Annotated in this window: 8 protein-coding genes; 4 read left to right on the top strand and 4 right to left on the bottom strand. The window is 68.3% G+C overall.

Going from position 1 to position 13,261, the window contains the following annotated elements; genetic code table 11:
• Positions 1-3 precede the first annotated feature (3 nt).
• Positions 4-768, bottom strand: a complete 765-nt coding sequence (gene modA, locus LE190_RS15235) for a molybdate ABC transporter substrate-binding protein (protein ID WP_225239493.1) — start codon at positions 766-768, stop codon at positions 4-6.
• A 123-nt stretch (positions 769-891) separates the two neighbouring features.
• Here modA and LE190_RS15240 point away from each other — a divergent pair, with 123 nt between their 5' ends.
• On the top strand, positions 892-1,377 hold the full coding sequence (locus LE190_RS15240) for an SRPBCC family protein (protein WP_225239494.1): 486 nt from the start codon (positions 892-894) through the stop codon (positions 1,375-1,377).
• Positions 1,378-1,397: 20 nt separating this feature from the next.
• On the opposite strand, the gene LE190_RS15245 is transcribed toward LE190_RS15240, so the two are convergent.
• From LE190_RS15245 to hemE, 3 genes are all read right to left on the bottom strand, one after another.
• Positions 1,398-2,837 (bottom strand): dihydrolipoyl dehydrogenase, encoded by a 1,440-nt coding sequence (locus LE190_RS15245; RefSeq protein WP_225239495.1) that lies wholly within the window; start codon positions 2,835-2,837, stop codon positions 1,398-1,400.
• 94 nt (positions 2,838-2,931) lie between these two features.
• Complete coding sequence (locus LE190_RS15250; protein ID WP_225239496.1) at positions 2,932-4,938, bottom strand: primosomal protein N'; 2,007 nt, start codon at positions 4,936-4,938, stop codon at positions 2,932-2,934.
• Positions 4,939-5,479: 541 nt separating this feature from the next.
• Positions 5,480-6,562, bottom strand: a complete 1,083-nt coding sequence (gene hemE, locus LE190_RS15255) for a uroporphyrinogen decarboxylase (RefSeq protein WP_224947140.1) — start codon at positions 6,560-6,562, stop codon at positions 5,480-5,482.
• A gap of 89 nt (positions 6,563-6,651) precedes the next feature.
• Here hemE and LE190_RS15260 point away from each other — a divergent pair, with 89 nt between their 5' ends.
• The 3 genes from LE190_RS15260 to LE190_RS15270 are packed head-to-tail and all read left to right on the top strand — an operon-like array spanning position 6,652 to position 13,209.
• Positions 6,652-8,565 (top strand): S9 family peptidase, encoded by a 1,914-nt coding sequence (locus LE190_RS15260; RefSeq protein ID WP_225239497.1) that lies wholly within the window; start codon positions 6,652-6,654, stop codon positions 8,563-8,565.
• Positions 8,562-12,683, top strand: coding sequence for a DEAD/DEAH box helicase (locus tag LE190_RS15265; RefSeq protein ID WP_225239498.1), 4,122 nt, complete (start codon positions 8,562-8,564; stop codon positions 12,681-12,683). The genes LE190_RS15260 and LE190_RS15265 overlap by 4 nt, the downstream gene beginning before the upstream one ends.
• 43 nt (positions 12,684-12,726) lie before the next feature.
• Positions 12,727-13,209, top strand: a complete 483-nt coding sequence (locus LE190_RS15270) for a hypothetical protein (RefSeq protein ID WP_225239499.1) — start codon at positions 12,727-12,729, stop codon at positions 13,207-13,209.
• Positions 13,210-13,261: the final 52 nt, after the last annotated feature.

The following is a 13,261-nucleotide window of genomic DNA, read 5'->3' on the forward strand; positions in this document are numbered from 1 at the left end:
GGGTCAGGGGGCGTAGCCGTAGGACTGGATGATGGCCCGGGCCGGCGCCGATGCCAGGTAGTCGAGCAGCGCGCGCGCGGCCGGGTTGCCCTGCCCTTTCTTCAGCAGCAGCGCATCCTGGCGGATCGGGGCATGCAGGCTGGCGGGCACGATCCAGGCCGAACCGCCGGTGAGCCTGCCGTCGCGGCTGACCTGGGCCAGCGCGACGAAGCCCAGTTCGGCGTTGCCGGTGCTGACGAACTGCTGCGCCTGGGCGATGTTCTCGCCCTGCACCAGCCGGCCCTGCAGCCGGTCGAGCTGCCCCAGCTTGCGCAGCACCGCGATCGCCGCCGCCCCATACGGGGCGGTCCTGGGGTTGGCGATGGCGAGGTGGCGGAAGTCGCCGGTGGCGAGCACCGTCCCGGCGCCGTCGACATAGCCTGCCCGCGCCGACCATAGCGCCAGCCGGCCGGTGGCATACGTGAAGCGGGTGCCGGACACGCCCAGGCCTTCCCGCTCCAGCCTGGCCGGGGTGGCTTCGTCCGCGGCCAGCAGGACCTCGAACGGTGCGCCATGGCGGATCTGCGCATAGAACTTGCCGGTCGCGCCGGTGGCCACGAGCGCCCTGTGGCCGGTGTCGCGCGCGAACTGCGCGGCGATGTCGTGCATCGGGGCGCTGAAATTGGCGGCCACCGCGACCTGCACCTCGCCCGCGTGCGCCGCCGGCATGCAGGCCAGCGCGAGCAGGAGGGCGGGTAGCGCCGGCAGGGACGGGAAAGTTCGCTTCATGGACGAGAGTATATAGCGCCTGCCGGGCCAGATGCGGACGCGGGCATGGCGACGCCAGCGACCACAATCGGGTACCATCCCTCCCTTGTGGCGCACTGCGCCAGGGCATTATGGACACCGCTCATGAAATTTGAACATCTCATCCAGATCAACGATCCGCTCAACCCGCTGGCCGACACCCTCTCGGTCGAGCAGCTATGGCGCGGCCTGGTGCTGCGCGCCGAATCGCCGACCCTGTTCGTGCCGCACCTGGACGAATGCACGATCGGCGAGCGCAGCAGCGGCAGCTTCAAGCGCCGCCTGCGCTACGGCGATTTGGTGGTCGACGATGTCGTGCACCTGACGCCGCTGCAGCAAGTGCGCTACGAAGTGCCGGCCCAGGGCGAGATCGCCGCATCCAGCCTGCTCATGCGGATCGAGGCGCCGGCCAAAGGCGTGCTGCTGGTGCGCTTCTGCTACGACGACGGCCAGGGCGAACATACCGACCCGGCGAACGCCATGTACGACGACTTCAAGCGCTCGGCCTACCAGGAAGCGGACATCGATACGGTGCGCATCCTGCGCCAGCTGGCCGAGGAAGGCAAGCTGGACGCAAGCTACCTGAACTGAGCGCCCGGCCCGGGTAGCGTTCAGGTTCCCGGTTCGGTATCGGCCGCATCGACGTCGCTCTCGCCGGCCGCCAGGCAACGGGACAGGTCGCGCAGGGCGGTACGCACGCCCTCCTCGATCACCGGGTGGTAGAAGGGCATGTCCAGCATCTGGTCCACCGTCATGCGCATCTGGCAGGCCCAGGCCAGCGTGTGCGCCAGGTGCTCGGCGCGCGGCGCGATCATCTCGGCACCCAGGAAGCGGCGCGAACCGAATTCCGCATACACCCGGAGCATTCCCTGGTTCTGCAGCATCACCCGGCTGCGGCCCTGGTTCTCGAACGAGACCGCGCCGACCGCGAACTTGCGCCCGCCGCCCGCGCACAGCTGGCGGTAGCTGGCGCCCAGGGTCGCGATGTTCGGCTCCGTGAAGGCGACCGCGATCGGCGTGCGGCGCAGGCCGGGACGCACGTCCGGATAGCGCCCTGCATTGTCGCCCGCGATCTTGCCATGGTCGGCCGCGTCGTGCAGCAGCGGGCGCTCGTCGTTGGCGTCGCCCGCGATGAAGACGTGGCTGGTCCCGCACTGCATGGTGCGCGCGTCGAACAGCGGGATGCCGTCCGGCCCGCGCTCCAGGCCACTGTGTTCCAGCCCGAGATCGTGCACGTTCGGCCTGCGCCCGGCCGCCACCAGCACACACTGGAAGCGCTCGGTGCTTTCCGTGCCGAGCGCGTCGGCCACCGTGAGCGCGACCCGGCCGCCTTCCTGCACCGCCCCCAGCGCCGTCGACTGGAACTGGATATCGAGCTCGCCGCCCAGCACGCGGGTGGCGCAGCGCAATACCTCCGGATCGCTCAGCTGGGCGATGCTGCCGCCGCGCGCGAACAGTTTCACGCGCACGCCGAGCCGGTGCAGGGCCTGGCCCAGCTCGAGGCCGATCACGCCGGTGCCGATCACGGCCACCGATTCCGGCAGCGTGTCCCAATAGAACACGTCGTCGCTGGTGACGACCCCGGGCCCGCCATCGGCCAGCGCCGGCAGGCGCAGCGGCGACGAGCCGGTGGCGATCACGATGCGCGCGGCACGGACCTCGGTATGCCCGTCCACCAGCAGGGTATGCGGGCCGGTGAAGCGCGCATGGCCGCGCAGCCGGTCTTCCTCCGGGAAGGAAGCGACGCTCTCCAGCACGAAGCCGACGAAGCGGTCGCGCTCGCGCCGCACGCGTTCCATGACGGCGCGCCCGTCGATGCGGACTTCGCCCGCATGCACGCCGAAGGGCGCGCTGTGCCGCATCGCATGGGCGCTTTCCGCCGCGGCGATCAGGAGCTTGCTGGGCATGCAGCCAACACGGGCGCAGGTGGTGCCGTACTCGCCGCCTTCGATGACGAGCACCCGCGCGCCCTGCGCCTTCGCCGCGCGGTAGGCGGTCATGCCGGCGGTGCCGGTACCGATCACGGCGACGTCCACATCCAATCTGTTCATGGTTCCTCCCTGCCTCGTACACGATTCATGACGAAACGATACGCGATTTCGGGCGCCCTCGCCCGCACCGCTAGGGGCAAGGAGCTTCCCGCGCTCAGATATCGAGCGGGTCGACCTCGAGCGACCAGCGCACGCGCGACTTCATGGCGCGCAGCAGCTCCACCCACTCGCGCAGGAAGGCCTGCAGCGCCGGGCGCGAGCCCGATTCCACCAGCAGCTGGGCGCGGTCGACGTTGTGCACGCGCGTCATCGTCATCGGAATCGGGTCGTTGACGGTCACGGCCTCGAACACGAGGCTGTCGCGCGCCGCTTCCAGGAAGGCGATCGCATCGGCCAGCGCGGGCGCCTCGGCGCGCAGCAGGGCCTGGTACATGTAGGGCGGCAGCCCGGCCTGGCGCCGCTCGGCCAGCAGGCTGCCGGCGAAACGGTCGTAGTCGTGGCGCATCACGGCGCCGTACAGCGGGTGGCTGGCGTAGCGGGTCTGCACCAGCACCTCGGAGGCCGCGCCGGCCCGGCCGGCCCGGCCGGCCACCTGCATCAGCTGCGCGAACAGGCGCTCGCTGGCCCGGTAATCCTGCGAGAACAGGGCAGTGTCGGGGTTCAGGATGCCGACCAGGGTCAGTTTCTTGAAGTCGTGGCCCTTGGCGACCATCTGGGTGCCGACCAGGATGTCGACCTCGCCCCGGTGCACGCTGTCGAAGGCGGCCTGCGCGCTGCCCTTCAGGCGCGTGGAATCGGCGTCGATGCGCAGGATGCGCGCTTCCGGGAACATCGCCTGCAAGCCCTCCTCGACGCGCTGGGTGCCGCGCCCCAGCGGCTGCAGGTCGACGTTGCCGCAGGTCGGGCAGTGGCGCGGGATGCGCAGCTCCAGGCTGCAGTGGTGGCAGCGCAGCCGGTGTTCTGGACGGTGCAGCACCATGAAGGCGGTGCAGCGGGTGCAGTTGCTGATCCAGCCGCAGGCGTCGCAGCAGATCACGGGGGCATAGCCGCGCCGGTTCAGGAACAGCAGCGACTGCTCGCCGCGGTCGAGGCGCTGGCGCAGCGCAGCGACCAGGGCGCTGCTCAGGCCATCCTTCGGGCGGTCGCGCTCCAGGTCCACCAGCTTCACGGCGGGCAGCACGGCGTCGCGCACTGCGCGCTCGCGCAGCTCCAGCTTGCGGTAGCGGCCCGATTGCGCATGGTGCCAGCTTTCCAGCGAGGGCGTGGCCGAGCCGAGCACGATCGGGATCGCCAGCTGGTGCGCACGCCATACCGCCAGGTCGCGCGCCGAGTAGCGCAGGCCTTCCTGCTGCTTGTACGACGGGTCGTGCTCCTCGTCGATGACGATCAGGCGCAGGTGCGGCAGCGAGGACAGGATCGCCAGGCGCGTGCCCAGCACGATGCGCGCCCGGCCCTGGTGCGCGGCCAGCCAGTGCAGCATGCGTTCGCCCTCGGACAGGCTGCTGTGCAGGGTCGCCAGCATCAGGCCGGGAAAGCGCGCGCGGATATTCCCTTCCAGCTGCGGGGTCAGGTTGATCTCGGGGACCAGGATCAGGATCTGGGCGTCCGGATCGCGCGCCAGCACCTGGGCGCAGGCCTGCAGGTAGACCTCGGTCTTGCCGCTGCCGGTGACACCGTACAGCAGCATCGGTGCAAAGCCCAGGGCCCCGCCGATGGCGTCGGCCGCCTCCTGCTGCGCCGGGTTCAGCGCCGGCATGTTGGACGGGGCCGGATCGTGCGGATGCGCGTCCTTCGCCAGCTTCTTGAGCGCGCGGTCGAGCGCCACGGTCTTCGGCACCCGCAGGTTCTTCGGCAGGCCCGGCAGCGCCACTTCGCCCAGCGGGCGCTGGTAGTAGTCGGCGGCGAAGCGCGCCAGCGCCAGCCAGCGCTCGGGCAAGGGCGAAAGCTGGCTGCGTACCGCGATCGCATCCTTGAGCTTGTCCACCGGAACTTCGCTGTTTTCCTTGATGGCGACAATCAGGCCCACCACTTCGCGCCGTGCGAAAGGCACCAGCACCAGCTGGCCGACGACCGGTTCCGCACCCGCTTCATACTCCCAACGGTAGTCGAAGCAGCTGTTGAGCGGGGTGTCGAGCGCGACCTGTAGAAAACAGTGTGCCAATTCCAACCTTTTGATGTGCAGTGGCTGTGGAAAACTTTGTGAATAGCGCGGCGCTTGACCCCGTCCGAGGTTTACGTTAGATCAAGCGAAATCAGCCGATTCGCTGGGACAACAATAAATTTTCCAATGAATTCAAGTACTTGCAAACCGCAAGTTATCCCTGTTAACAACCCAGGCTGGAACCGGCTTGCTGTGCATAACTGCACATGTGCTCTGGGAAAACTCGCTGCAGCGCACCAGAATCTTCAGAGCTTACTTGAAGAGTTGAGCTAAGTCCGCGTAAACCAAGCACTTTTCCCAGCTCATCCATCGACCTGTTGATAACTTTGTGAACAATGGGCAGGAGGCTGGGACAATTTACCCATAAGTAGGAAGCCCTACTGTGTATACCTACAGTTCGCCGTGAAAAAAAGTTATATAAATCATTGACTTAGGTATTTTCACATCCAGCAAAGATGTCCACAGGAATAAATTTGCTGTTTGACGAACTTGTGAACAAGTGTGATTTTGCTGCGGCAACACCATCCGCCGCAGCGATGGTTCACCCAGCGCGCTGCCTGCGGCTGAAGCCATGCACGGCCTCCACCATGGCGGTGACCGATTCCGGCGGGGTGAACTGGGAAATGCCATGGCCCAGGTTGAACACGTGGCCATGGCCGTTGGACGGCTTGCCGTAGGCGCTCAGGGAGCGCTCGACCTCGGCGCGGATCTGCTCCGGCGCCGCGAACAGGATGGCCGGGTCCAGGTTGCCCTGCAGGGCCACGCGGTCGCCGACCAGGGCGCGCGCCTTGCCCAGGTTGACCGTCCAGTCCAGGCCCAGCGCATCGGCGCCGATGTCCGCCATCTCGTCCAGCCACAGGCCGCCGCCCTTGGTGAAGACGATGGCCGGGATCCGTACACCGTCCTTCTCGCGCTGCAGCTGGCTCACGACCTGGCGCATGTAGTCCAGCGAGAACTGCTGGTAGGCGCCGTCGGCCAGCGCGCCGCCCCAGGAATCGAAGATCATCACGGCCTGGGCGCCAGCGTCGATCTGGGCGTTCAGGTATTGGCTGACCGCGCGCGCGTTCGTGTCCAGGATGTGGTGCATCAGGTCCGGGCGCTGGTACATCATCTTCTTGATGGTGTGGAATTCGCGCGAACCGCCGCCTTCGACCATGTAGCAGGCCAGGGTCCAGGGGCTGCCCGAGAAGCCGATCAGGGGCACGCGGCCATTGATCTCGGTGCGGATCTGGGTCACCGCCTTGAAGACGTAGTCGAGCGACGCCATATCCGGTACGACCAGGCTGCGCACCTGCTCTTCCGTGCGCAGCGGGCGCTCGAACTTCGGGCCCTCGCCATCGGCGAAGTACAGGCCCAGGCCCATCGCATCCGGCACCGTCAGGATGTCGGAGAACAGGATCGAGGCGTCCAGCGCATAGCGGTCCAGGGGCTGCAGGGTGACTTCGGTGGCGTAATCGGGATTCTTCGCCAGCCCCAGGAAAGAGCCCGCCTTCTGCCGCGTCGCCCGGTATTCAGGCAGGTAGCGGCCCGCCTGGCGCATCAGCCACACCGGGGTATAGTCGGTCGGCTGGCGCAGCAGCGCACGCAGGAAGGTGTCGTTCTGGAGCGGGGCGAATTGTGGCATGGCTGACAATGGATGCGGAGGGAAAACCTCTATTATCGCATCCTTGGGGCCCCACTTATAATGCGTTTCTTGTCGAAGAAAATACTGCCATGACCAAACAGCAAGCCCCGTGCGGCACCTGGACCTCCCCCATCACTGCCGCCATCGTCGCGGCCGGTGCCACGCCCCTGTCTTCGCTGGTGCTCGACGGCGCCTGCCTGTACTGGCTGGAAGGGCGGGCCAGCGAAGCGGGACGCTCGACCCTGGTCGGCAGCCGCGGCGAACTGACGCCGGCACCCTTCAATGTGCGCAGCAAGGTACACGAATACGGTGGCGGCGCATACACGGTCGCCGGCGGTGTCGCCTGGTTTTCCAACCATGCCGACAGCCGTATCTACCGGGCCGAAGCGGGCGCGGCGCCGTTCCCGGTGACGGCCGCGGATAACCAGCAGCGTTATGCCGACTTCGTGGCCGATGCGGGGCGCCGGCGCCTGGTCGCGGTGCGCGAAGACCATTCAGCCGGCGGCCACTATCCCGACAACACCATCGCCGCCATCGGCTTCGACGGTGTCGAAACGGTGCTGGTGGCGGGCAACGACTTCTATGCCGCGCCGCGCATCTCGCCGGACGGCCGCCAGCTGGCCTGGCTGTGCTGGGACCATCCGCGCATGCCCTGGGAAGGCAGCGAGCTGTGGCTGGCCGAGATCCTGGAAGACGGCACGCTGGCCAATGGCCGGCTGGTGGCGGGCGGACCGCAGGAATCGGTCTGCCAGCCGGAATGGTCTCCTGGCGGCGTGCTGCACTTCGTGTCCGACCGCAGCGGCTGGTGGAACCTGTACCGCTACGCGCATGGCGTGGTGGAAGCCCTGTGCCCGCGCGCGGCGGAATTTGGCGGACCGCAGTGGACCTTCGGCGGCTCGCTCTACGGTTTTCGTTCGGAGGAAGAGATCGTCTGCGCCCGCATCGAGGGCGGCGTCAGCAGGCTGGCGCGCCTGCGCGGCGGTGAACTGACCGAGGTCGCAACACCTTACGAAGAAATCCGCGAATTGCGCGTGAACGGGCACACGGTCGCGCTGCTGGGCGGCGCCCCCACCGTGGCGCTGGAACTGGCCCGCATCGACCTCGATGGCGGCCGGCACGAGGTCCTGGCGCGCTCGATCGCGCAACTGCCTAGCGTGGCTTACCTGTCGGTCCCGCAGTCGATCAGCTACCCGAGCGCGAACGGCCGCACGGCCCACGCCTTCCACTACCCGCCGACCAATGCCGACTTCGCCCCCCAGGCCGGCGAACTGCCGCCCCTGATCGTGATCGGCCACGGCGGCCCGACCGGCATGGCGGCCAGTACCCTGAAACTGGCGACCCAGTTCTGGACCAGCCGCGGCTTCGCGGTGCTGGACGTGAACTACGGCGGCAGCACCGGCTTCGGCCGCGCCTACCGCGACCTGCTCAAGGGCCAGTGGGGCGTGGTCGATGTCGAGGACTGCGTGGCCGGGGCCCGCTACCTGGCGGATCAGGGCCTGGCCGACCGCGAGCGCCTGCTGGTGCGCGGCAGCAGCGCCGGCGGCCTGACGACCTTGTGTGCCCTGGCCTTCCACGACCTGTTCAAGGCCGGGGCCTGCTACTACGGCGTGTCCGACCTGGCCGGGCTGGATGCGGATTCGCACAAGTTCGAGTCGCACTACAACCAGTACCTGATCGCGCCGCCGGAACGTGCCGAACAGGTCTACCGCGAGCGCTCGCCGATCCACCATACCGACAAGCTCACGCGCCCGATGATCTTCTTCCAGGGCCTGGACGACATGGTGGTGCCGCCCCGCCAGTCCGAGACCATGGTCGAGGCGCTGCGCGCGCGCCGGGTGCCGGTGGCCTATCTCACCCTGGAAGGCGAAGGCCATGGTTTCCGCAAGGCCGACAGCGTGGTGACGACGCTGGAATCGGAGCTGGTGTTCTACCTGCGCGTGTTCGGCATTCCGGTGCCGCCCGGGCTGCCGGCACTCGAGATCGAACACCTGCCGGCTGCATGATTCATCAGGAACTGGCTAGCGGCGAAGCGGCGATCCTGGCCCTGCTCGCCATGGCGGGCGAGCCGATGGGCCGCCAGCGCATACTCGAACACCTGATGGCGGCCGGCCTGCCGCTGCCGGACGGGCAATGGGCGGACGAGCTGGAACGCCTGCGCCAGCAAGGCCTGGTCACGGAAGCCGCCGGACGCGGATTCGCGATCGCACCAGGCGCGGTCGGCCCGGCGCTGGAAGGGGCGCTGGCTTCCAGTCTGTTCCGCGAGCTGCAAGGCGCGTATGAACGCGTGACACCGCTGCGCCGCGACTGGCAGGGCACGCCGGTCCTGCGCAGCTACCGCCAGGGCCTGGCCTTGCTGCGCATGCGCCTGTTCACGGGCGAGCCGGCCGCGGCCGTCATGCCGCTGCTGGATGCCTGCCTGCGCTGCCACGAAGCCGCCTACCTGCATCCCCTGGTCGAGGTCTGCGCACGACCGTTTTCGCCCGCGCTCATGGAGCGCATCCACCCGCAGCTGCGCGACGCCATCCTTGCCGAACTGGTGCAGCATGCGCAGCGCGAGCCGGCGCTGGCGCCCGTGATCCGCGCCGCCGCCGAAGCGCACGCAGCCCAGGGCGAACCCGCGATCGGCCTGCGCATCGCATTGGGCGAGCACTTCATCCTGTGCGGCCGCCTCGACGCGGCCCTGGCGCTGCTGGCCGAGGTGCCGGATGCGGCGGGACTGTTCCTGCGCAGCGTCGTCGCCCTGCTGCGCGACGACCCCGAGACGGGCCTGCCCGGCGCCGAGGCGGCACTCAAGGGACTGCGCCGCGAAACCGGCAAGCGCAAGGCGATTTTCCACGGCATCGGCGCCCACCTCTACCTGGCTGCCCTGCTGCGCAGCAACCAGCCCGCCCACCTGAAACTGGCCGATGCCTGGCTGGAGATCGCCACCCGCGCAGTGCAGCGTCCGGAGACGGCCGTGCTCTTCCAGCTCAGCATGCTGCAGGAGATCCGGCGCGGCACCGTGGATGCCGAGGTGCTGGCCTCGCGCAGCTGGGAGATGGCGCTCGAGCCGTTTACTTTCCGCGCGCTGATGCACCACTGGCTGGGCCTGCCGCAACTGCCGGGCAAGCGCCAGGACATCGAGGACATGCTGGCGCAGTCGGAAGCCGCCGGCTTCGACCTGCTGTCGGCCCAGCTGGCCGGCTTGCTGGCGCAGGTCGGCGGACCCGGTGCGGTCGCGCACGAAGCGCGCGCAAGCGAATTGCGCCGCAGGCAGCGCCTCAGCGACCTCACCCACTGGTTCGAGCGCGAGGAAGCCTGGGAACGCCAGCTCAACGCCCTGATCAACCTGCAGCCAGCGCTGAACGCCGAGGTGGTGCGCGAGTCGCGCCTGGTGTGGATGATCCGCTACGACGAGCACATGGGCGTGCGCGAACTGGAGCCGCGCGAACAGAAGCGCGATGCCCAGGGCGGCTGGAGCCGCGGCCGCGCCGTCGGCCTGAAGCGCCTGGCCGAAGAGGCGCATGCGCTCGAATTCCTCAGCGCCCAGGACGTGCAGGCGGTTTCCAGCATCGCCGGGCGGCGCTATTACGGCAGCACCGGCATCCGCTTCGAGTTCGAGCTGGACAAGGCCGTGGCCGCCCTGGTCGGCCACCCGCTGCTGTTCTGGATGGATTCGCCCGGCACCCGGGTCGAGCTGCTGCCGGGAGAACCTGAACTGCTGGTGAAGGCGCGCGGCGCCAAGGTCACCATCTCGCTGCATCCGGCGCCGGGCGAGCAGGATGGCGACGTCATCGTCACGCGCGAGACGCCGACCCGCCTGCGCCTGGTACGCGTCAACGAGGAACACCGGCGCATCGCCGCCATCGTCGGCGCCGGCCTGGAAGTGCCGGTGGAAGCCGAGCGCCGCGTACTGCGCGCGATCAGCGCGATCTCCTCGATCGTGACGGTGCAGTCGGACATCGGCGCCAGCCCGGGCGACCTGGAACAGGTGGCGGCCGACCCGCGCCTGCACCTGCACCTGCGTCCCTACCAGCAGGGCCTGAGCCTGCAGATCCTGGTGCGCCCGCTGGACAATGGCGCCTACTATGCGCCCGGCGCCGGCGCCGAAAGCGTGATCGCCGACGTGAACGGCGTGCGCACCGAGGCGAAGCGCGACCTGAACGCCGAGCGCGACGCCGAGCGCCGGTTGACCAGTGCCTGCCACGCACTCGAACACGCGGAACCCGAGCACGGCGAATGGCTGCTGGGCCAGCCCCTGCAATGCCTGGAGCTGGTGGACGAGTTGCGCGGCGTCGATCCGGACAAGGTCGTGGTGGCCTGGCCAGAAGGCGAACAATTCCGCGTGTCGAAGCGTGCCACCTCCAAATCCGTACGCCTCCAGGTGCGGCGCGAGCGTGACTGGTTCGCCGCCAACGGCGACATCGTGGTGGACGAAGGGCGCGTGCTCGACCTGCGTTCGCTGCTGGAGCGCCTGCGCGAAGGGAAGAGCCGCTTCGTGGCGCTGGGCGACAACGACTACCTGGCCCTGAGCGACGAGCTGCACCGGCGCCTGATGGAGCTGGCCGACTATGGCACGCTCCATGGCGATGAACTGCGCATGCACCCACTGGCCAGCTTCTCGCTGGCGGAACTGGCGCGCGAGGCCGGCAGCGTGGACAGCGACGCCGCCTGGCGCCAGCATGTAAAGCGCATCGCCGACAGCGACACCTATACGCCAGCGCTGCCTTCCACCCTGCAGGCCGAGCTGCGCGACTACCAGCGCGAAGGCTTCGAATGGCTGGGACGCCTGGCCCACTTGGGCGTCGGCGCCTGCCTGGCCGACGACATGGGCCTCGGCAAGACCCTGCAAGCCCTGGCCCTGCTGCTCACGCGTGCGCCGGACGGTCCGGCGCTGGTGGTGGCGCCGACCTCGGTCTGCCTCAACTGGATCGCCGAGGCCCAGCGCTTCGCGCCGACGCTGAACCTGAAACTGTTCGGTCCGGGCGAGCGCGCCGCGATGCTGGAACAAGCCGGTCCCTTCGACGTGGTGGTGGCCAGCTACGGCCTGCTCCAGCAGGAAGCGGCGCTGTTTGCAAAACGGCCATGGCACAGCATCGTGCTGGACGAAGCGCAAGCCATCAAGAACATGCACACCAAGCGCTCGCAGGCCGTGATGGCGCTGCAAGGGGGATTTCGCATGGCGGCCACCGGCACCCCGCTGGAAAACCACCTGGGCGAGCTGTGGAACCTGTTCAGGTTCATCAACCCCGGCCTGCTAGGCAGCGCCGACCAGTTCCAGCTGCGCTTTGCCGGGCCGATCGAAAAGGCACAGGACAAACGCGCCGAAGCCGGCGCCCGGGCCCGGCTGCGCCGGCTGACGCAGCCCTTCATCCTGCGCCGCACCAAGGCGCAGGTGCTGGCCGAGCTGCCGCCGCGCACCGAGATCGTGCTGCCGGTCGAGCTGACCGAAGAAGAAAGCGCGCTGTACGAATCGCTGCGCCGCGATGCGCTCGACAAGCTGGCCGCGCTCGAGGGGCCGGAAAGCCAGAAGTCGATCGAGATCCTGGCCGAGATGATGCGGCTGCGCCGCGCCGTCTGCAACCCGGAACTGGTGGCGCCCGGCGCCGGCATCGCCAGCAGCAAGCTGATGGCCTTTGCGCGCCTGGTCGACGACCTGCTGGAAAACCGCCACAAGGTGCTGGTGTTCAGCCAGTTCGTGGATCACCTGACCCTGATCCGCAGCTACCTCGACGGCAAGCACATTCCCTACCAGTACCTGGACGGCGCCACCCCGATGCAGGAGCGCAAGCGCCGGGTGGATGCCTTCCAGGCCGGCGAAGGAGAACTGTTCCTGATCAGCCTGAAGGCGGGCGGGGTCGGCATCAACCTGACCGCGGCCGACTACGTGATCCACATGGACCCCTGGTGGAACCCGGCGGTGGAAGACCAGGCCTCGGACCGCGCCCACCGCATGGGCCAGCAGCGCCCGGTCACGATCTACCGGCTGGTGGCGCGCGGCACCATCGAGGAAGGCATCGTCGAACTGCATGGCCGCAAGCGCGACCTGGCCGACAGCCTGCTGGAAGGCACCGAGATGGCGGCGCGCATGTCGCCGGGCGAGATGCTGGCCATGCTGGAACAAGGCCTTGGCGCTGCATGACATTCCATGTGATCATGCCGCTTTTATGGACGAGCAAAAACGGATGGAACTGGACAAAGCGGCAATGACGCCCCAGGCGCGCGTCATCGGCGTCAAATCGTGGACGGCCTACGCCGGCGTGCTGGCACTGGCCGGCCTGCTGTTCCTGGTCGCGCTGCCCCTGTCCTTCCGCTGGAACGAACTGGCCGCCGCCGCGGTGCTGGCGGGCTCGAGCCTGATCGTCGTCTACCGCTTCCTGCTGGTGCGCAGCGTGCAGCTGTACTACGACGACGTCGGTGTCTGGGTGGTCTCGGGCGTGCTGCCCTGGGCGCGCGGCGTGGCGGGCGTGAAGTGGCGCGACATGGACGAAGCCAGCTACGTCAACGGCTTCGTCAGCTGGGTCACGCGTTCGTACACGGTGCGCATCGGCCACCGCTTCACCAAGGAGAGCGAGATCGTCCTGCACCACATCGCGGGCGGGCGCAAGGCCGTGGAAACGGTCAATGCCATCCACCAGCAGATGATCCGTTCCGGCGCCGTCGATTAAGCCCGGGATACGTGTCGGAATGTTTCAGCGGTCCGCAAGCGGCCTGAATGGT

The sequence above is a fragment of the Massilia hydrophila genome (assembly GCF_020208145.1).
Taxonomy (GTDB): Bacteria; Pseudomonadota; Gammaproteobacteria; order Burkholderiales; family Burkholderiaceae_D; genus Telluria; species Telluria hydrophila.